The sequence below is a fragment of the Paenibacillus phyllosphaerae genome, assembly GCF_014192105.1.
Lineage (GTDB): Bacteria > Bacillota > Bacilli > Paenibacillales > Paenibacillaceae > Paenibacillus_Z > Paenibacillus_Z phyllosphaerae.
On record NZ_JACHXK010000003.1, the window covers coordinates 68,897 to 88,251 of the forward strand.

Genomic DNA, 19,355 nt, shown 5'->3' on the forward strand with positions numbered 1-19,355 from the left:
GGTACATACTCACCAAAGGTAAAGTATGGCTACAGTGAGTAAAAAAAGTGGCAGTCCAGAACATGAAATATCGTTCCAGACGGCCACTTCTTATGAGTTTATTATAATTCCTTTACGTCCTGAGCAACGGCTTGCGATTCATCTGGATCATCGGATGTGAAGTACATACCCCATTGTCTCAGATGTTCGACAGCGGGTCGTAAACCTTCTCCTAATGCTGTTAACTCGTATTCAACCTTTGGTGGAACTACAGGATAGACATATCTCTGTATGATCCCAGCGGACTCCAACTCTCGTAATTGTTCGGCTAGCATTTTATGGTTAATGTTCAATATATTTTTCTTGAGTTCACCATATCTTTTTTTTCCTTGAAGTAGTTCGCAAATAATGGTCGATTTCCATCTACCAGCAAGTATAGAAACAGAAAGTTCGATGGGGCAGTAAAACTGCTTCCCGTTTAATTCATACATGCTCTCATAAGACCCCATAACCATACTTCCCTTCTGGTAAGTATTGACCTAAAAAGTGCGTACTTACATTTCTTTAGTATATTATATATGATGAGCCTTGTAAAACAATCTTACATCATCTTACGGAGGATCAGATCTTATATGCGAAAAAAATTTCTCGTCTATTTGGTATCTATCGTGGCCTTCTTCGGTCCATTCACTCAAACTATTTATACACCAATGTTGCCTGAGATTGGACAGCAATTTCAAGCGTCGCAGGATGCAATCAATTTGACAGTATCCATATATCCCCTTTTTTTTGCAATCATGCAACTCGTATATGGACCGCTAATCGATAAGTATGGTCGACGTAGAATTCTGTTAATCGGATTTCTGTTTTTTTTGTTGGCAACTGTAGGTGCGGCTATGTCTAGCTCTGTTCAAATGCTTATCTTATTTCGTGCATTACAAGCCTGTGGAGGAGCTGTTGGATCAGTCGCTGCCCTTACTGTAATCGGGGATTTATTTGAGGGGAAGTCGCGAGGTCGAGCCATGGGCATTTATCAAATGCTTGTCGCACTTGGACCGGGATTGGGGCCAATATTCGGAGGATTTGTTGGACAGCATTATGGAATACATCGTATTTTCTGGGCTCTTTTTGGAATCACATTGGTGCTATGGTTCATTTTGCTTTTATTTTTGCCTGAAACCAAAACGAAAGCGAGCGGTGTTGATCGATTCCGTATCCGACAGTTATCCAATGTACTTACTCATCGGGTAGGTTTAGCTATTGTCGTTCTTGGCTCAGTCCAATACTCAGTATTCTATTTGTTATTGATTTTACTACCAAACATTCTTACCGATCTTTATAAACTAAGTCCTAGCCAAACTGGACTGATGTTCCTTCCTATATCCTTGTGCGTCGTTATTGGTAGTTTAGTGGGCGGTCGAATTCAAGAGTATTTTGATTTGAAAAAATTACTTATTACTATGGCATTTTTGAATATGGCAACTATTCTGTTATTTGCAGTGGTTGCTTCGGTTTCCTTGCCAATCTTGACCCTTAGCCTTTCTCTCTTTGGCATTTTTCTTGGTATATCTCTTCCATTGCAAACAACGCTGCTCGCAAATGAACTGCCGCATCATCGGGCTACATCTACAGGTGTATACAATTTTTTTCGTTACGTTTGGATGACAATCGGTCCCGTCGTAGGGTCGTTTTTTTACCGCTTCGGTTTCCAAATGGAGTTTTATGCATGTGTGATCATATTCGCATGCGCTCTCGTATTCATTTATCGACAACTATTTATCGCAGCAGATGTGTTAAAGAAAGAGACAGCGAAGTAATTATTTTGTCATTGAGGAATGTAGGAGAGAAGCCTAACTTCGTGGGCTTTTCTTCTGGAAGGACATCATAATGAGATAAGATATTTCGCAATTTGCAATTTGTTGGTAGTGCAACCGACTCACGTGGGAGAGCGCAGGGATCCTTGGGCGGACGAGCACGGCGTCTCAAATTAACACTGGGCACTACTTCAGCGAATCGAATCAAGTCATACATGCCCCTAGGCTCCATTAGCGCTTCCTAATGGCAGCCTATTTTCATCTTTTTATTGGAACAATAGTGTAGACCTTCCTTCCCTTTTCTTTACTTACTTGAACCATGGTGGGTAGGCGAGCAGTGCCCGAAATATCCGTTATTCCTTCATGGTTCTTTGTGATCGTAAAGGAAAAGATCATCCCCCGCATAGTATTCGAATCTCCCCTCAACTTCGTAGAGACGAAATTCCCCAAGGATGTTGCGGCGATCCGTGTTCTCATCCGACCATCCTTGTCCTTCATCTTATACTGCTGTACCGGATGCAAAACATGGGGATGCGCACCTAGAACTACATTCACACCGTTTCGGAAGAGGAGTTGCACCCACTTCTTCTGTTCTTTGCTGGGGAGAGATTGATATTCTCGCCCGAAATGAAGGTACACAATGAGAAAATCGACTTTATTCCTCAGCCTACGAACATCCGCTAAGACTTTCATGAACTCCATTCGATTGACAAGCCAAGGTGTAGGAACCGGAAGTGAATTGGTTCCTTGGGTATAACCCAATATGCCGATCGTGATGTCTTTTGCTCGAATAATTAAGGGTTTGCTTGCTTCTTCTCGAGAGCGGTTGGTCCCCGTATGCTTCAAACCAAACTGATCGAGCTTCTGCAGCGTCCTCTTTACTCCCTCTACTCCACCATCCATGGAATGGTTGTTCGACGTGATCAATACTTGAAAACCATTCCTCTTCAAAGCGGATGCCAGGTCGTCCGGGCAGTTAAATACGGGAAATCCTGTGCGTGGATGCCTCCGTTCGCGTGGGCAGTTGCATTTGGGATCAGGGCCCTTGTATAACCCCAATTTTCTTCTCCCCGAGAACGTCGTCTCCAGATTTGCAATGGTTAGATCGTGCTTCTTCAAATAAGGGTTCACCTTATTGAAAATCGGATCGAAGTCATATTTACCAGCTCGTTTCGCTGAAGCAATAATCTCGCTCTTCATCAACAGGTCTCCAACAGCAGCCACTACTATTTTACTCAACATAACCCCTCCTCCACTGCCCATATTTTATGCACCTTCATTTGGATCCGCCTTCTATTTGGTTGATCGCCTAAGGACACCCGCCCGTGATACGAATAGGATATGGATAAAAGTTTAACGTGCGAGTGGATCGATCAGGAGGATGAGCCATGAACCGAAGGCCTAACAAAACCGAGCATATTCCGAAAAGTATCGGCCGTTCGATCTGCGCTTGATGATGAGAAAACAACATAGCGGTAATTGGTTTAATGAAGGATTCGTCGGTAGAGCCGCTCAGCCCGGTAAAATAGTGACGAATATCCGCAGCGGGGGAACCGCCTTATCGATAGATGACCTGATTCGTCCCTATGTGAATGAAAGAAGCAAACGAAAAATCATCGCATCCCTAAACCAACTGGGTCAATCGGTGAGCGATAAGCTGGAGAGATTGTACCCTGGAATCTTCCTTTTCGGTATCGATATCGGCCTGGACCAAAATATGAAGCCGTGGATCATTGAGGTAAATACAACCTCAGCACGCCAACGCTTGAGCAAGCTTCTCGGATGCTAAAGAGCTCCAAGGGCGTCACTATTATCGGTCACGCGGTATGAAGAAAGTGCACCAACAAGCACTTATAACCGCGATATGCCAGAACGTGAAAAGATCGCCAACATCCTAGACAGGAGGACGGATGTTGGCGATCTGCTTTATTTACTACCCATGATGGGGCAGTGAAACTGACCATAGTGGGAGAGCGCATCGCTGGCAGCGATAAGTGAGGGGTTCGCTCTTTTGTCAGAACATGATTCCGTTTATAATAAAGAGTGACGTATTTTACTATTTTCGGGACAATGATTGTTCTGGTAGGTATAGAGGGGTTTTTAAGGATGAAAGAAAACTTTTGGCGTGATTTACCACGGCCTTTTTTTGTACTAGCACCGATGGAAGATGTGACGGATGTTGTTTTCCGTCATGTCGTAAGCGAGGCCGGCCGGCCGGATGTGTTTTTTACGGAGTTTGCGAATACGGAGAGTTACTGTCACCCGGAAGGGAACAAAAGCGTGCGCGGGCGCTTGACTTTTACCCCAGATGAACAGCCCATCGTAGCCCATATCTGGGGAGATAAGCCGGAATTTTTCCGTGAAATGAGCATCGGTATGGCCAAAGAAGGATTCAAAGGCATCGATATTAATATGGGTTGTCCTGTGGCGAATGTAGCGGAGAATGGAAAGGGCAGCGGTCTGATCTGCCGACCTGAAATCGCAGCGGATATCATCCAGGCCGCCAAAGCCGGGGGGCTGCCTGTCAGCGTAAAAACAAGGCTCGGTTTTAGTGACGTAGACGAATGGCGTGACTGGTTAACCCATATTTTGAAACAAGACATTGTTAATCTGTCCATTCATCTGCGGACCAGAGACGAAATGAGCAAAGTAAAAGCGCATTGGGAACTGATTCCGGAGATTAAGAAGCTTCGTGATGAGATCGCGCCAGATACGCTTCTAACCATTAACGGAGATATCCTTGACCGTCAGACTGGCTTGCAGCTTGCGGAGCAATACGGAGTCGACGGTATTATGATCGGGCGCGGGATTTTTCAGAATCCATATGCATTCGAGAAAGAGCAGAAGGATCACAGCAGTGCGGAATTGCTGGATCTGCTGCGATTCCATCTGGACCTCCATGATCAATACTCAGCAGAGATACCACGCTCGTATAGCGCTCTTGCCCGTTTCTTCAAAATCTATGTCCGTGGGTTTCGAGGGGCAAGCGAACTCCGAAACAGCTTGATGAACGCCAAATCAACAAGCGAAGCGCGTGCATTGCTGAGTGAGTTCGGAAGCAAGGAGCATGATGGGGTAGAGGAACAAGGACATTAGGTGGATAAGGGTTGTCCCGACAGTGGGACAGGGTTAGGATAATGAAGAACTCACTCTTGCAGGTGCCAATCTATATTGGCACCTTTTTTCATACCTCAAATCCGCTTGCGGTCGAGCTCATGCTTGAACCGGTTCACGCACAGCTGATACACCGAAGACATCTGCTTCTTCTCCGACTTCACCCATCCGACTTGCATCGGCTGCTGGGCGAACGGCGCAATGTCGATCATGGCATACTGATCGGCAAGCCACTGCCGATTGCCGTAGAAGGAGAAGTCGTGGCCGATCGTGATGGCCAGGTTCTCGGACAAGGCGGCATCGATCGCTCCCCCGTTATTCGTCGAGAACAGAATGGACAAATCCCCGTAGGCCGCACGGTAATCCGTCACGAAGTCGTCCAGAAAGCTGTCTCCTTGGTACAGAACCAGATCGTGCTTTTTAAGCTCCCTCGGATGAATGCTGGAATGCTGGGCGATCGGAGACTTCTTGTTGGCGCAAATTACCAGTTTTCCTTGAACGATGGGCTCGAAGGCAAGTCCCGTCAACCGCTCAATATCTTTGGCGTACATCGCAATGAGGCCAAGGCCGAGTCGATTGGCACGAATATCTTCCAGAATCTGCATCGAATAATTCTCTCCCACGGTAACCCGGAGCAAAGGATACTCCTGCTTGATGGACGAGACCGCCTTGACGAGCAGCGGCATGACTCCGGGAAAAGAAGCGACATCCAGCTCGCCTTGCATCATATTGCGATCCAGCAGAGCGTTCTCCTTCATTTCGTCGATGGCATGCAGCGCCTCCAACGCTTTCTTCAGAATTCTTCGTCCCTCTTCCGTCGCAACGGCTCCGGCATGAGAGCGCTGGAAAATCTTGATGCCCAGCTCCTCCTCCAGGCGGGAGACGGATTGCGACAGCGCGGATTGCGTCACATGCAGTTCGTTCGCAGCGGCGGATAAGGAGCCCGTCTTGGCGATTTCCACGATATATTCAAGCTGTTCGATGTTCATCCGATTCACCTCTCTGGATATTAGACGCGCTTATACTATCATTATAAACCTTAAATATCATCACGGGATCGGAGTTCAAACCGAGGATCCGCATCCCTTGTCCGGGAAGTCGGCTCCCCTCACGCTCGGTCATGAATTCGCCGGCGAGATCGAGGAGATCGGCGAAGGCGTGAACGGCTTCGTCAAGGGCGACCGAGTCGCAATCGAACCGATCATGTATTGCGGGAAGTGCCAAAGCTGCCGTATGGGCTTCTATAACCAATGCGGGAAAATGGGCTTCGTCGGCTTGAACGACAACGGCGGATTCGCCGATTATGTGCTCGTCGAGCCGTATATGGTCCACAAGCTTCCGGATAACGTGAGCTTCGAGGAAGGCGCTCTCGTGGAACCGACCGCGGTAGCCATGCATGCGGTTCGCCAGAGCAAGCTGAAGGTTGGCGATTCCGCTGCCGTCTACGGCGTAGGCCCGATCGGACTCTTGACGATTCTGGCCGCGAAGTCCGCCGGCGCCTCCAAGGTATATGCGATCGACGTCTCGGACGAGCGCTTGCAGCTAGCCGAGAAGCTCGGCGCGATTGCGATCAACAGCCTGAAACAGAACGCGACGGAGATCATTCTGGCTGCCGGCGGCGTTCACGTGGCCTATGAAGCGGCAGGCGTTCAACCGACCCTCACATCCGCAGTGTCATCCGTCAAACAAGGCGGCGAAGTGATGATCATTGCCGCATTCGCTCAGCCGGCGCAGATCAACATGTTTGAGTTGATGGTCAAGGAAGCGAATGTCACTTCCATCCTCGCCTATCGTCATATTTTCCCGGAGATCATCGCCTTGATCGCAGACGGCAAGCTGGACGTGAAGCAAATCATCACGAAGAAGATCGCGCTTGAGAATATCATCGAGGACGGACTGGAGCTTCTCGTGAAAGACAAGAGCCAAGCGAAGATTCTCGTTCAGATCGGTTAATTCAACAAGCACGTTAACAGGAGCTGCCCGCGGACGGCTCCTGTTTTTGGTATGCAGCGAAGGCGTGGCATGAACTACCGAAGATAATCATCCTTACCAGAATAATGTCACCTTCAAGGGGAGGGTGATCCATCTTATAGTTAGACCATCAAGAACATGTAAGCGCTGACAACCTGCTAATACACACGAATCTGCCATGCTCAGACCCTTTGAACAATCAATGGATGAAAGGTGGATGTAATGCATGACCCGTGGAGTAACTCGTAAGATGATCAGTATGTCGGTGATCGCCTCGATGGTGGCTGCCAATGCGCCGGTAACGGCGATGGCTGAAGCTCAGGCGGCGCCATTGGACGGGCTCGCCCAGGAGTTCGCGCTTCCAGGTAAACAATACCGGCCGAAGGTTCGCTGGTGGTGGCCGGGGGGAGACGTCAACAAGGCGGAGCTCGAACGTGAATTGCAATTGCTGTCCGACAACATGTTTGGCGGCGCCGAAATTATGCCGAATGCAGGCGGGATGAGCAATGCGGAGCGCTTGAACGATCAGGACCCCATACATACCTACGGCGACGAGAACTATTATGCCAATCTGAAGGCTGCGCTTACGAAGGCTGACGAGCTTGGTCTCACCATCGATCTGAACATGGGAACGGGCTGGACGGCAGGCGGCAAGGATGTGCCGATCGAGGACAATGAATGGACGTTCCTCGTGGGCCGCACGGAGGCCGATAAGCTCCTTACCAGCGACTCGGATCTCACTCGGTTAACCGTGCCGGCAGCCATGAAGCCGAGCGGCTATGATACCTTTGCGGAATCGAACGGAGACAAAGGGTTTGCCGGCGGCTCATTCAGCGTCTTGAACTGGGATCAAGTGAAGGACCAACAACGGCTGTATAAGCTTTTTGCGGCCAAAGTGACGGCTGTGAATGATGTGACGATGACGCTCGACCAGGCCAGCGTAATCGACATTACAGGCCAAGTCAATGTCGAAGTCCCTGGAAAAGTGAACAATCTTGCTGACGTGCTGCCGATCCAAGACAAGGAACGATGGGTATTGATCGCAGTCTACACCATGCCGGTCGGCAGCAATCCTGTTCTCACGTCGATGAAACGCGCGGACAAAGGTTACCTCGTCGATCCCTTGAATGCGGAAGCGATTCAAGCATTCTATTCCGCCTACTTAGACGAGCTGCAGAACAACGGCGTATTGAGCTATACGGTTGCCAACGGGGGAGCGCTCCGCGCCGTGTTCAACGATAGCTTCGAGTTCTTCACCCAGCGTTACGTCGTGCCTGAAGCGCAACTGCAGGAAGCATACGGCGATGATTTTATTCAGCTGCTTCCTGCCGTGTTGGAACTCGGAGCAGACCAGATGTTCGGGAGAGCGACCAACTATTTTGACTTTGCGACGGACGTGGATGCGAGAATCAACTACGACTACAACAAAGCCATCTCAAGTGAATTTTTCAACAATTGGTACGCGGAGAGCATCAGCAAGCTTGGTGACCAAGGGCTCATTTTGCGGCAGCAAGGCTACAATCCGCCGGTCGATAACATTCAGTCAGCGGGCGTATCCGGCATTCTGCCCGAAACGGAAAATCTCGATGAGAACACGCTCCGCAAAGTCAGTTCCGGCGCCCACATCTACGGGAACAGCAATCTGGTGTCCGCGGAGAGCTTCGTGTTCCATCCCGGCGGCAACTACTCGCTAACGCCGCAAACCTACAAAGCAGGCATCAACAAATATATGATTTCCGGCGTGAATGACATCATCTATCACGGGATGGCTTATCAATGGAACCGGGAAGGCTTCAGCGAAACGGGCTGGTCGCCATTCTTCAGCCCGAAGGCAGCCGGCAGCGATATCGCGACCAACGTATCGGAATCGGACGCTTCTTTCTGGCCATACTTCAAGGACATCAACACATATGCCGCAAGGGCGCAATACTTGGTCCGCCAAGGGGACAACGATGCAGATGTGCTCTTGTATATGCCTTCGTTCGGCAATGCGGATGAGAGCCTGTCCGCCGAATTGAGTCGACAAGGCTTCGCTTGGGATCTCGTCAATGACGATATACTCGCCAAGGCAGCCTACAAGAATGGCTCCATCTCCGTGCCCGGCGGAAGCTATCGAGCGATTGTCGTACCTTCCGGCGTGACCTTGCCTGTCGCATCCGCCAAGGCGTTGGAATTACTCGCACAGGCCGGGGCTAACATCGTACTGTATGGCGATAAGCCAAGCAAGCAGCCAGGTTACTATTATGAGGCAGGCAGCTATCTGGATGGGGATGCATCCGTGGCTAAATCCATGGCGAGCATCACCGCCAATCCGCGCAATGCCGATGAATTAGCCGCTGCTCTGCAAGAGGCCAAAGGAATGATCAGCTACGAGGCGAACGATTCCTTACGGATGACCAGACGCGCGCTCGATGGTTCGTCCCTTGCGTTCATCGCCAACACGAGCAACGAAGAACAGGCAATTACGGTTAACATTGATCCGTCCCTTGCGCAGCATGTATACCTGCTCGATCCGTTAACGGGGCATGTCTCTCGCGCAACTATGACGAATGGCCAGCTGAAGGGCTATGTGCAAGGTGAAGGCGCTATTGCGGTTATCGCGGGCGGATCCCAGCTCTTCAGTGACGCACGCTTAACCGCGGCTGGCAATCCGATTGCCCGAGCCGTCACATCCAGTTCGAATAACGAGATTACATCGTGGACGTTAGACATCAAGAATGATCTGTTCCCGGATGAACAATCGTCCCGCACTTTCATTAATGCAGCCAACCCGCTGTTCGACTGGAGCCAGCGTGACGAATTTAAGTACCTGGCCTCGAATGGTTACTACACGGCCTCGATCAACGTCGACGTGTCACCTGCCAAACCATACGTCTTGAAGCTGGGCAGCATCGGAGCCGCGGCGGCCGAGGTGAAGGTCAATGACGGCGATTATGAGAAAGTCATCTTCGCCCCTTATGAATTGGATATCACCGACAAGCTCGTTACCGGGACCAATACGATTACCGTAAAAATTGTGCCAGCCTACCGTAACCGTCTGATCGGCCTCGCCGAAAGCACGGATGCAACGATTGCGGCCGCTCATAAACAACTTAAAGGGCAGAAGCAATTAAGCGCGGGTCTGATGGGCCCGGTAACGCTTAGCAATTATGAAGGGCGCCCAACGGTTCAGCTAACGGATGCCGCTGCCATACCGGCGTGGGCCAAATCCGCCATTGCTGAGCTATTGGAGAAGGGGATCGTGTCAGGAGGCGACAACGGAGCCGTTGATCCAACAGGTTCCATCACGCGTGCGGAATGGGTCAAATGGGTTGTTCTTGGCTTAGGCTTCAAGGAGGAGGGAGCGTCTGCCGACTTCTCGGATATTGACCCGGCGTCGTGGTATGCACCCTATGTCGATATCGCAGCTGCCAATAACCTGATTAACGGAGATGGCAAAGGTCATTTCTCGCCGAATAGCTCGATTACGCGACAAGATTTGGCGGTCATCCTTTATGAAGCAGTGAGACAGCAAGCGGCTGTAACGTCTAGCGCAGGAAACGCGAATTTCACCGATGACAATCGCATTTCATCTTACGCCCTGGAGGCCGTTCATGGTTTGAGCAGGCTTGGCATTGTGAATGGCCGATCAGACGGATCCTTCGACCCGCTGGTCCACGTAACAAGAGCGGAAGCGGCTGTGCTGCTCAGCAGAGTAATGGACTATAATTCATAATTCGCATCGATCGCGGATCAGAGGCTGCTCTCTAGAAGAGCAGTCTCTTTGTAATCGGGCGCTTTGGGAGACGGATGCAAGAAATAAGCCGCCTGATATTCAATGTTTGAATACTGAAATTGGTTTTTTCTATAAGACACGAGCAGACAGTTCCGATACAATAATCCAAACACCAGTTTATTCATAAGAATAATAAGTTATCTATCCGTCGCTTATATCGCGACAATCCATAGGAGGTACATACGATGTCGAAACGTCAACTCAAGCTTGGGGCGAATCTGAACGGAGTCGGCAATAGCATCGCCTTTTGGCGCCATTCCGAAATTCCGACCAACGCTAGCGTGAGCCTTGAATTTTATAAGCAACAAGCGCTCAAAGCCGAGGAAGGCAAGTTCGACCTGCTCTTTATCGCGGACGGCTTGTACATCAACGAGAAATCGAACCCTCATTTTCTGAATCGATTCGAGCCTCTAACGCTGCTGTCGGCTCTGGCTGGCGCTACGTCGCATATCGGACTGGTCGCCACGTTGTCCTCCTCTTACAGCGAACCGTTCACCGTGGCCAGGCAGTTCGCTTCGTTGGATCAACTAAGCAGCGGCAGAGCGGGATGGAACGTCGTGACCTCGCCGCTTGAAGGCTCGGCGCTCAACTTCGGTAAGGGCGAACATCCGCAACATGCGCTGCGTTACGAAATCGCCGAGGAGCATCTGGAGGTCGTCAAAGGGCTGTGGGACTCGTGGGAAGACGATGCGTTCATCGGGGACAAAGAAAACGGCATCTTCTTCGACTCGTCCAAGCTGCATACGCTGCATCACCAAGGGAAGCATTTCTCCGTGCAGGGACCGCTCAACGTCGCGCGTTCGAAGCAGGGCTATCCGATCGTGTTCCAAGCCGGTTCATCCGAGGCAGGCAAGGAGCTGGCGGCCAAATCGGCGGATGCCGTGTACACGGCGCATGAGACCTTCGAAGAGGCGAAGGCGTTCTACCAAGACGTGAAGACAAGAGCGGCGGCTTACGGCCGCAAGGCGGAGGAAATCGTGATCTTCCCAGGCATCGGCCCGATCGTGGGACGCACGGAAGAGGAAGCCGAGCAGAAGTATCAACGGGCGGCGGAGCTGGTGGATATCGACCAGGCATTGAATTACCTGGGACGGTATTTCGAACATTACGATTTCTCGCAATTCCCGCTCGATGAGCAGTTCCCCGATATCGGCGATCTCGGCAGCAACAGCTTCCGGAGCACGACCGATCGTATCAAGCAAGAAGCGAAGGAGCAGGGGCTTACGCTGCGCCAAGTCGCGTTCCGAGCATCGACGCCGCGCTCGTCGTTCATCGGCACGCCGGAGCAGATCGCCGATCGCATCCAGGCTTGGTTCGAAGGAGGCGCCGCCGACGGGTTCAATGTTCGCACCGTTGTGCCGAATGGCCTAGCCGACTTCGTGGATCTCGTCGTCCCGGTATTGCAGGAGAGAGGGTTGTTCCGTAAAGAGTACGAAAGCGATACGCTGCGCGGCAACCTGGACTTGCCGATTCCGCTTAACCGGTATACCAAATCCGAAGAAGCGGTCTAACTTTCTTTCAAGCGAAGCCTATGGATACGTTCGACCAACACCGACATCTTTCCAGGCTAATAAACCTATGAGAATCGTTCCGTAATCGACCACGGCAGTATCATCGCTAGAGGTTTAATTGAAGAACCTTGCTTCTCATGAACAGAACGGTTCAGGATAAGCAAGGTTTATTCGAGTTTGTGCATTTGAACCTTCAAGCCCTAGCTGAGCTCGTTTCAACCCCTCACTGCATATTTCCCGACTGGAAAAGCCATCCTATTCCCAAATCCTAGCACCTGAAGGAATGATCGACATCGTTCTTCCAAGGAAAAAAGCCGCGAACAATAAGCAGAATCGCCGCGACGAAGCGACGAAACCGCATATGCAGCCGTATGAAGGACTTCCGATTGATGTTTCCCTCCAGCAAGCGTTGGAACGCATAAAGGGTGAACTGGGCGAAAGCGCGGATCTCATCATTCGCGAACTGGCAATCGGGGAAGCGAATCCCATTCCCGCGGCCGTAATCTATATTCAAGGGTTAATCGACGACTTGCGGATGAATGACCATATCCTCGCGCCGCTGCAATTGGCCGTCTTGACGCCGCCTTCACTACACGCGGACCAGACCGTGGAGGAACTGAAGAAGGAGCTCATCCATGTCGGCAACATAGAGAATATCGCTTATTGGAAGGAAGCGTATCAATCGCTCTTGATCGGCAGCGTGCTCCTATTCGTGGAAGGCTTAGGGCAAGTCATAGCTGCCGGCGTCATCGGGGGTCCCAAGCGCGACGTGACGGAGCCTTCGACCAACCTCGTCATTCGGGGACCGCGAGAAGGGTTCACCGAATCGATACGGACGAACACCTCGCTGATCCGGCGCAAAATCCGCAGTCCGAAGCTGTGGCTCGAGCAGCTGACGCTCGGGGAGATCACCCAGACCCCGATTGGAATCATGTACATCCAGGGGTTGGCCGATGAGTCGATCGTTCAAGAAGTGCGGACGAGGCTGAAGGCGATCTCGATCGATGGGGTGCTCGAGTCCGGTTATATCGAAGAGCTGATCTCGGACCAGAAATATACGCCGTTCCCTACCATCCATCACAATGAACGACCGGATGTCATTGCAGCCGGGCTGCTGGAGGGACGCGTGGCGATCCTTGTGGACGGGACGCCGTTCGTGCTGCTTGTTCCCGCGGTCCTCAATGTGTTCTTCCAAGCGGCGGAGGACTATTACCAACGCTACGATATCGCGAGTTTTCTGCGGATGCTGCGCTTCGTCTCCTTTCTGATCGCACTTACGCTGCCGTCGATCTACGTCGCGATTATCGGGTATCACCAAGAGATGATTCCGACGCCGCTATTGCTGAAGCTGGCGGCGCAGCGCGAAGGGGTGCCGCTGCCTGCGTTCGTGGAAGCTTTCCTTATGGAAGTGGTGTTCGAGGTGCTGCGGGAGGCCGTCGTTCGCATGCCCAGCGCGGTCGGCAATACGATCTCGATCGTCGGGGGCTTGGTCATCGGACAGTCGGTCGTGGAGGCCGGGTTCGTATCGCCCGCCGTCGTTATTATCGTATCGCTGACGGCCATCTCGAGTTTCGTATCGCCCGCCTACAATTTGGCCATCGCGGCCCGTCTCCTCCGATTCCTGCTGCTCATCGCTGCGGCATCGCTTGGATTCTTCGGGGTTGCGCTTATCGTCCTGTTCCTCATTCTCCATCTCTCCAGCTTAAAATCGTTCGGTATCCCTTACTTGAAGCCGTTCGCTCCGTTCTTCTGGCAAGACTTGAAGGATACGTTCATGCGCGTGCCGCTGTGGCGGATGCATGAGCGGCCGCAGGTGCTCGGGCATCGGAATCCCGTAAGGGAATCCACCGACCCGGACGAGAGCCAGGGCAGGAACAAGTCTAGATGAGCGGGAGAAAGGTAAGCAGGAAAGCGCGCGCGGTCCTCGTCCTTCTTGTGCTGACGATGTTGGCTCCGCTGCTGGCAGGCTGCTGGGATATCCGTTTTTTGGACCGGATGGGTATCGTATTCGCCGTCGCCGTGGATGACGACTTGAGCGGCAAACATAAATACAAGGTGACGGTGCAGGTCGTGCTCCCGCAGAATGTGACCGGCGGCATCGGCGGGGGACAAGGCCAGCCCGTGACGACGTTCACGGAAACGGGAGATACCTTGTTCGAGGCGCTGCGGAAGATGACCGCCATGACATCGAGAAGGTTATATTTCTCCCATACCCAGTTGCTGATTATCGGCGAGCAGGCGGCACGTAAAGGGATCTGGCCGCTGCTCGACCTGATCGATCGGAATCCGGAGGTACGGACGGGGATCCTGCTGTTGATCGCCAAAGGCGGTCGCGCGGAGAAGCTGCTCGAGACGACGACGATGATGGAGCAAATTCCGGTGCAGCAAATCCGGTATGCGGTGAACACGAATGAGAGTGCTTGGTCGCAAGTGTACGAAGTGACCGCCCAGGACGTGATCCGGGATGCGGTCCATAATTGGAAGCAATCCGCCATACCCGCCATTACGCTTAGCGGGGAAGCCGATGCCGGCAATGACCGCGGCAACGTGGATAAGATTAAGCCCGATGTGGTGCCAAGGCTTACGACGATGGGCATTCTGAGGGACGGGAAGCTGATCGGCTACATGACTCCGAAAGAGTCGCGCGGGCTCAGTTGGATGTACGGGAAGTTCAAGAACACGATCGTCAAGGTCGGCTGCCCTGCGGCCGATACGCCTGGTAATCTCATCGTCGAAATTCTGAGCAACCGCGTACGGATACATGCCCGCAAGAAAGCCGGCAAAGAACTGCCCGAGATCGTCATCGATCTGCATGCGCAAGGGAGCATCTCGGAGATCAACTGCCCGGACGTTAACGTGATGAACGAGCAGACCTTTAAGGATGTGAGCCGCTTGACCGAGCAGGCGGTTCGGCAGGAGATCGAACAGACGATCAACAAGCTTCAGCAGAAATTCAAGTCGGATGCGCTGGGTTGGTCGACCGTCATTTATAAAGACCAAGCGAAAACGTGGAAGAAGCTGCAGGACGATTGGGTATCCTATTTTCCGCAAACGCCGCACCGTATGGAGATCGAGATTGACGTGACCGGCGCGGGCTTGCGTGCGAAATCGATTGTGAAATGAGGGATGGGATGCTGAAAGCGGCAATTATCGGCCTCGTTGCGCTGGTCATCGGCGTGCTGACGTGGAAGAATCGACGGAGTAGCGGCCGGTCTGCGGAAGGTCTGTGGTCGGTCGGGATTTTGGCTATTGGCGCCGTGTACGCGATTGGTTATTCGCTTCGCATGCCCATCCCGAATCCGGTCGATCTGATCAGCTTCGTTTTCCATCCGGTCTACAAGCCGATTGTCGACTGGCTGGGGATCCAAGTATGACGCAGAATCAGCAGATGATGAACGGCAGCATCACGACGGGTCAAATGGGCAAGCTGCATATCATGTTCACGCTAGGCAGCGCGGCGCTAATCCTGCCGACCATGGTGACGGTAATCGCCAAGCAGGATTCGTGGATCACGATGATTATGGCGGTTGGGCTCAATTTTATGTTTCTATATGCCCCATTGGAGCTTGCGAAGCGCTTTCCGGGTCAATCGCTCGTGTCTTATACACAGCAGATCCTTGGAAGGGCGGCCGGCATGGTATACACCGTGCTGTATTTATTTTTCTTCCTGGTCCTCACGGCCGCCGTATTCCGCAATATGGGAGACTTCGTCGGCACGAGCGTACTGCCGGAGACGCCAAGATGGTTCATTCATATCGCGTTCATGCTGATCGTCATGTATGGCGTTGCGCTTGGCATAGAGGTGATGGGCCGGTCCAGTGAAATCTTGTTCGTATGGGTATTCCTTGTCTTCGGTGCGGTGTTCGCGCTATTAACGAATAAAATGCAAGTCTCGAATCTGCTGCCCGTGCTTGCCGATGGGTGGATACCGACGATCAAAGGGTTATATCCGATAACCGGTTTCCCGCTCGCCGAGTATGTCTATGTCATGATGCTGTTTTCTTGCGTACGGTCTGAAGACCTTGGCAAGCTGAAGCGAGCGATGTGGATGTCCTCCGTGGTGATCGGCATCTCCGGATTGTCGATTGCGCTTCTGCTCCTGCTGGTACTCGGCGCCGATCTGACGCTGCGCAGTCCTTTCGCGGTCTACGACATGGCCAAGGAGATTCAGATCGGGGAGGTATTGGAGCGGGTCGAGATTACGGTCGCGATGATCTGGATCAGCACGGTATTCACCAAAGCCATGATCTGCTTCTACGTCCTGTGCCTGACCACGGCGCAGTTGCTGAGATTCAGCACGTATAGGCCGCTCATTCTGCCGCTCGCGTTCATCATTGTGCCGCTGTCGCTAGTCATCTACCGCAATACGGCACACACCAACCTATTTGCTTTCGCGATATGGCCCGTCTTCGGCTGCGTGCTAGGTTTGCTCATGCCGATGCTATTGCTCGCTGCCGCGGTGTTCCGCAAGCAAGGGACTCCTTCCGGGAAGGGCATGAAGGATACCCAACAGCCCGAGCAGGAGCGCGGAGGAACAAGCAGTGAAGCCAATTCCGAGCAGCGTGTTACAGCTCCGGAACAGCGGAATGGAAGTGAGCGCAAAGAAAGTATGTCGACCGTTCAGGTCGAAAAATCTTGAGAGACGCCTTGGCATTAATTAGCTAAGGCTTTTTTATTGGGGTACGACGACAAGATATTGTTACAAGGAATAAACTGTTGGAAGTATTACCCTCTCGGAGCCCATAACATGACGGAAACGCAGAGTATACAAATAGCAACTCCTACCCAGTCGTAAATATCGGGCGTTTTCTTATCGACAAGCCATCCCCCTAACACGAGCCTTCCTTTTCGATTTTATCTTTGCATTCCGACCAAGTAAGGCATTTGCAGCTTAAGCCGCTGTCTAGAATCTGTATCATCGAATTTAGCTGTTTCTTTCGCGCTTCGAGTTCGGCGCGTTTTTGCTTTGCCATCTGTTCCCACCGATCCGATAGTGAATCTCCTGGTTCAAAACCTTCTAGCAAAATAGTAATTTCCTGAATGCTAAAACCCGTTTGCTGTGCGACTTTAATAAAATTGATGCGATCTAACACACCCTCGTCATATCGACGTTGTCCATTTTGGCGTTCCGGATCAGGAAGCAATCCAACGGATTCATAGTAACGCAGCGTCGATGCGTTTATTTCTGCTTTTTCCGCGAGCTTACCAATGCTAAGTCCAGCCATAACAACAACTCCCTTGACTTAAAGTTAGCTTTAAGTTTTATGATTGAAATTATAATCTTACTTGGAGGGTGATGTAAATGAAAAAGGGGAGTTGGCTTGCCGGTCTTGGACTATTAGGGGCATGCGCTTTGTGCTGTGCGTTGCCGCTGATTGGAGGTCTGGCAGTTTTAGGAGTATCCTCTTTCTTTTTGAATCCGTTTGTCATTGCGGGTATCGCGCTTCTATTTGTGATAGCTGGGATCGTGATGTATCAAAGACGAAAAACAACCGGATCATCTTGCATGACAACAGGTTGCGGCTGCATTTCTTGCAAAACGAAAGGAGCATAACATGGAAAATGAAATACCAATAGTTAGCTGCCACGGCGTTTTTACGAAGGAACAGCGCATGGAGTACAAAAGCATTTGAGGAGAGCTTGAAAACGGATATCCCGAGGAAGCAAAGATATTCCTGCAAAAGGTCATTCAAGCCAATAGAAATACGATATACTGGATTACCACTTTTTTAGGTGCTGGGCTTTTATTTATGGGTGGATTGCTCTTCTCGCCAAGGGAGAGCATCAAATTGAGGAAATGATCCATCTCGGATATCCGGTCTACTTGCTTACGTTTTTGGGGATTGGGAGAATCCTCGGCGCAATTGCCATTGTCATACTACGATTTCCACGCCTTAAGGAATGGGCTTAAATTCGCTAACCCATTTCATCATCTGCGGTGCGGAGCCTGCGCTGCATGTGTGGCTAAAGGATACTTCTAATGGTCCTTAGTCTTCGTTCAATAATCAAAGAGGTCAGGATTGATAAAAGTCCTGACCTCAGCTGATTCTTTCTATAGCAGCCTATTATGTAGTTAATGCCTTACGGTCAATAGCAATGGGAGGTTGTTCCATCCAATTATTTGAAATAATAATTCTTGCTCCTTCCTCGCCATACTTCCCAATCTCCGCGGATAACCGTCCATAATTAGTAGCAAGATCATGCCTTGGACTTGAAGCAATGGCTGATCCATAGTTTCCAAGACCAGCCGCACATAATGCAACAACTTGATACATCATTAACTTCTCTGAAAATGGCGCTACTTTAGATTCCATGACATCTCCATCCCAAGTCATCGGAGCAGGGAGATCTTCTTTAGTTAATATAGAACTAAATATCTCGATATGCTTTTTTGAGATTTCCTTGCCTCTAAGGAAATACTTACGGATCTCATCTGTCTTTGCAACCTGGCTATATCCCATGATAAGGGCTTTTCCAATCGAATTTGTTTGAATGTTTATGTTCAGATGGGAAATCTCCATTGCAGTTAAAGGCCGCTTGTCTATAAAAAATCCTCCAAAGAACTTATCACTCGATTGAATAAATTCAACCTCTTTAGGTATAGGAATATAAGGTGGTCGAATAAACAACCCTTTGGAAAGTAGAACCTCTCTGGATTTTTTTAATACTTCTGCTGATGAAGCAAGACACTCATTGTAGAAATCAAATACGTCTGAGCGAGCGGCAGTCGATATTGCTACAGCATTAAATAATAAGCCGCTCCTCCCCATGCTACTAAGATAATGCAAAAAAAAACTATCTGAAAACAGTCGTGGAGCATCGGGTGTAACGTCTTCTTCTGTAAATCCATGTGGAATCGGGAAGTCTTCATGATGAAGAATTTGTTTCAATGTTGAGAGGTGTTTTTCTGTTAACTTTAACCCATATTCAAGTATAGGGCGGATTTCTTTATCTTCGACTTTGGTGAGAAAATGTTTAAAAACGCAGTTGAAGCTTGAATCGCTGATATACGAGGTCCATAAATTAGCCATTTCGGCTGAGGTCAATCTTATGTTGTGTTCTGTTTGGGCCAAGTCATTTCCCCCCCTAGTCATGTGGTATCTAATTACTGTATCACCAAACCCCTAATCTATACGTTTGAATGATCAAAAAAAAGATATAGCTTGATCAGTATGCAGTATGAAGCTTTCT

16 protein-coding genes and 2 pseudogenes are annotated in these 19,355 nt (G+C 50.6%); 12 read left to right on the forward strand and 6 right to left on the reverse strand.

Annotated features, from left to right (window positions below; genetic code table 11):
- Positions 1-101: 101 nt before the first annotated feature.
- Entirely contained in the window at positions 102-488 is a 387-nt protein-coding gene (locus tag FHS18_RS08040; protein WP_183598843.1) for a winged helix-turn-helix transcriptional regulator, read from the reverse strand.
- A 123-nt stretch (positions 489-611) separates the two neighbouring features.
- On the opposite strand from FHS18_RS08040, the gene FHS18_RS08045 reads away from it, so the two are divergent.
- Complete coding sequence (locus tag FHS18_RS08045) at positions 612-1,796, forward strand: MFS transporter (RefSeq protein WP_183598845.1); 1,185 nt, start codon at positions 612-614, stop codon at positions 1,794-1,796.
- 255 nt (positions 1,797-2,051) lie between these two features.
- Here the strand turns inward: FHS18_RS08045 and FHS18_RS08050 are convergent, their stop codons facing one another.
- Positions 2,052-3,035 carry a CapA family protein gene (locus FHS18_RS08050; RefSeq protein WP_246427533.1) on the reverse strand — a complete coding sequence of 328 codons (984 nt, stop codon included), beginning with the start codon at positions 3,033-3,035 and terminating at the stop codon, positions 2,052-2,054.
- Positions 3,036-3,231: 196 nt separating this feature from the next.
- Between FHS18_RS08050 and FHS18_RS08055 the strand changes: the two are divergent.
- Positions 3,232-3,582 (forward strand): annotated as a pseudogene (locus tag FHS18_RS08055) (YheC/YheD family protein); the annotation flags it as partial.
- A gap of 317 nt (positions 3,583-3,899) precedes the next feature.
- Positions 3,900-4,889 (forward strand): tRNA dihydrouridine synthase, encoded by a 990-nt coding sequence (locus FHS18_RS08060; protein ID WP_183598849.1) that lies wholly within the window; start codon positions 3,900-3,902, stop codon positions 4,887-4,889.
- A gap of 95 nt (positions 4,890-4,984) precedes the next feature.
- Here the strand turns inward: FHS18_RS08060 and FHS18_RS08065 are convergent, their stop codons facing one another.
- Positions 4,985-5,896 carry a LysR family transcriptional regulator gene (locus tag FHS18_RS08065; RefSeq protein ID WP_183598851.1) on the reverse strand — a complete coding sequence of 304 codons (912 nt, stop codon included), beginning with the start codon at positions 5,894-5,896 and terminating at the stop codon, positions 4,985-4,987.
- Between FHS18_RS08065 and FHS18_RS08070 the strand changes: the two genes are divergently transcribed.
- From FHS18_RS08070 to FHS18_RS08100, 7 genes are all read left to right on the forward strand, one after another.
- Entirely contained in the window at positions 5,889-6,860 is a 972-nt protein-coding gene (locus tag FHS18_RS08070; RefSeq protein WP_183598853.1) for a 2,3-butanediol dehydrogenase, read from the forward strand. The two genes, FHS18_RS08065 and FHS18_RS08070, sit on opposite strands and share 8 nt — an antisense overlap.
- 268 nt (positions 6,861-7,128) lie before the next feature.
- Positions 7,129-10,593 (forward strand): S-layer homology domain-containing protein, encoded by a 3,465-nt coding sequence (locus tag FHS18_RS08075; protein WP_183598854.1) that lies wholly within the window; start codon positions 7,129-7,131, stop codon positions 10,591-10,593.
- 245 nt (positions 10,594-10,838) lie between these two features.
- Complete coding sequence (locus FHS18_RS08080; RefSeq protein WP_183598856.1) at positions 10,839-12,164, forward strand: LLM class flavin-dependent oxidoreductase; 1,326 nt, start codon at positions 10,839-10,841, stop codon at positions 12,162-12,164.
- Positions 12,165-12,447: 283 nt separating this feature from the next.
- Positions 12,448-14,052, forward strand: coding sequence for a spore germination protein (locus FHS18_RS08085; RefSeq protein ID WP_183598858.1), 1,605 nt, complete (start codon positions 12,448-12,450; stop codon positions 14,050-14,052).
- Positions 14,049-15,287: a Ger(x)C family spore germination protein gene (locus FHS18_RS08090; protein WP_183598860.1), complete on the forward strand. Its 1,239-nt coding sequence runs from the start codon at positions 14,049-14,051 to the stop codon at positions 15,285-15,287. The genes FHS18_RS08085 and FHS18_RS08090 overlap by 4 nt, the downstream gene beginning before the upstream one ends.
- A gap of 8 nt (positions 15,288-15,295) precedes the next feature.
- Complete coding sequence (locus FHS18_RS08095) at positions 15,296-15,538, forward strand: hypothetical protein (protein ID WP_183598862.1); 243 nt, start codon at positions 15,296-15,298, stop codon at positions 15,536-15,538.
- Entirely contained in the window at positions 15,535-16,803 is a 1,269-nt protein-coding gene (locus FHS18_RS08100) for a GerAB/ArcD/ProY family transporter (protein ID WP_183598864.1), read from the forward strand. Before FHS18_RS08095 ends, FHS18_RS08100 begins: the two co-directional genes overlap by 4 nt.
- An 86-nt stretch (positions 16,804-16,889) precedes the next feature.
- Here FHS18_RS08100 and FHS18_RS08105 read toward each other — a convergent pair.
- Together FHS18_RS08105 and FHS18_RS08110 are read right to left on the reverse strand one after the other, a co-directional pair.
- Positions 16,890-17,000, reverse strand: a pseudogene (locus FHS18_RS08105) (YnfA family protein); the annotation flags it as partial.
- Positions 16,994-17,389: a MerR family transcriptional regulator gene (locus FHS18_RS08110; RefSeq protein ID WP_183598869.1), complete on the reverse strand. Its 396-nt coding sequence runs from the start codon at positions 17,387-17,389 to the stop codon at positions 16,994-16,996. The gene FHS18_RS08110 and the pseudogene FHS18_RS08105, both read right to left, overlap by 7 nt.
- 77 nt (positions 17,390-17,466) lie before the next feature.
- On the opposite strand from FHS18_RS08110, the gene FHS18_RS08115 reads away from it, so the two are divergent.
- The gene (locus tag FHS18_RS08115; protein WP_183598871.1) at positions 17,467-17,718 is read left to right on the forward strand and encodes a hypothetical protein; all 252 of its coding nucleotides are present in this window, start codon (positions 17,467-17,469) and stop codon (positions 17,716-17,718) included.
- 192 nt (positions 17,719-17,910) lie between these two features.
- On the forward strand, positions 17,911-18,075 hold the full coding sequence (locus tag FHS18_RS34860; protein ID WP_343060485.1) for a DoxX family protein: 165 nt from the start codon (positions 17,911-17,913) through the stop codon (positions 18,073-18,075).
- A 154-nt stretch (positions 18,076-18,229) separates the two neighbouring features.
- Here FHS18_RS34860 and FHS18_RS08125 read toward each other — a convergent pair whose 3' ends face one another.
- Entirely contained in the window at positions 18,230-19,237 is a 1,008-nt protein-coding gene (locus FHS18_RS08125) for a DUF3231 family protein (protein ID WP_183598873.1), read from the reverse strand.
- Between the last annotated feature and the right edge of the window lie 118 nt (positions 19,238-19,355).

What these genes read in the sequence shown, in the direction of transcription:
- FHS18_RS08040 (WP_183598843.1), bottom strand. Translation starts at nt 488, where the DNA reads ATGGGGTCTTATGAGAGCATGTATGAATTAAACGGGAAGCAGTTTTAC.
- FHS18_RS08045 (WP_183598845.1), top strand. Translation starts at nt 612, where the DNA reads ATGCGAAAAAAATTTCTCGTCTATTTGGTATCTATCGTGGCCTTCTTC.
- FHS18_RS08050 (WP_246427533.1), bottom strand. Translation starts at nt 3,035, where the DNA reads ATGTTGAGTAAAATAGTAGTGGCTGCTGTTGGAGACCTGTTGATGAAG.
- FHS18_RS08060 (WP_183598849.1), top strand. Translation starts at nt 3,900, where the DNA reads ATGAAAGAAAACTTTTGGCGTGATTTACCACGGCCTTTTTTTGTACTA.
- FHS18_RS08070 (WP_183598853.1), top strand. Translation starts at nt 5,889, where the DNA reads ATGTTCATCCGATTCACCTCTCTGGATATTAGACGCGCTTATACTATC.
- FHS18_RS08065 (WP_183598851.1), bottom strand. Translation starts at nt 5,896, where the DNA reads ATGAACATCGAACAGCTTGAATATATCGTGGAAATCGCCAAGACGGGC.
- FHS18_RS08075 (WP_183598854.1), top strand. Translation starts at nt 7,129, where the DNA reads ATGATCAGTATGTCGGTGATCGCCTCGATGGTGGCTGCCAATGCGCCG.
- FHS18_RS08080 (WP_183598856.1), top strand. Translation starts at nt 10,839, where the DNA reads ATGTCGAAACGTCAACTCAAGCTTGGGGCGAATCTGAACGGAGTCGGC.
- FHS18_RS08085 (WP_183598858.1), top strand. Translation starts at nt 12,448, where the DNA reads ATGATCGACATCGTTCTTCCAAGGAAAAAAGCCGCGAACAATAAGCAG.
- FHS18_RS08090 (WP_183598860.1), top strand. Translation starts at nt 14,049, where the DNA reads ATGAGCGGGAGAAAGGTAAGCAGGAAAGCGCGCGCGGTCCTCGTCCTT.
- FHS18_RS08095 (WP_183598862.1), top strand. Translation starts at nt 15,296, where the DNA reads ATGCTGAAAGCGGCAATTATCGGCCTCGTTGCGCTGGTCATCGGCGTG.
- FHS18_RS08100 (WP_183598864.1), top strand. Translation starts at nt 15,535, where the DNA reads ATGACGCAGAATCAGCAGATGATGAACGGCAGCATCACGACGGGTCAA.
- FHS18_RS08110 (WP_183598869.1), bottom strand. Translation starts at nt 17,389, where the DNA reads ATGGCTGGACTTAGCATTGGTAAGCTCGCGGAAAAAGCAGAAATAAAC.
- FHS18_RS08115 (WP_183598871.1), top strand. Translation starts at nt 17,467, where the DNA reads ATGAAAAAGGGGAGTTGGCTTGCCGGTCTTGGACTATTAGGGGCATGC.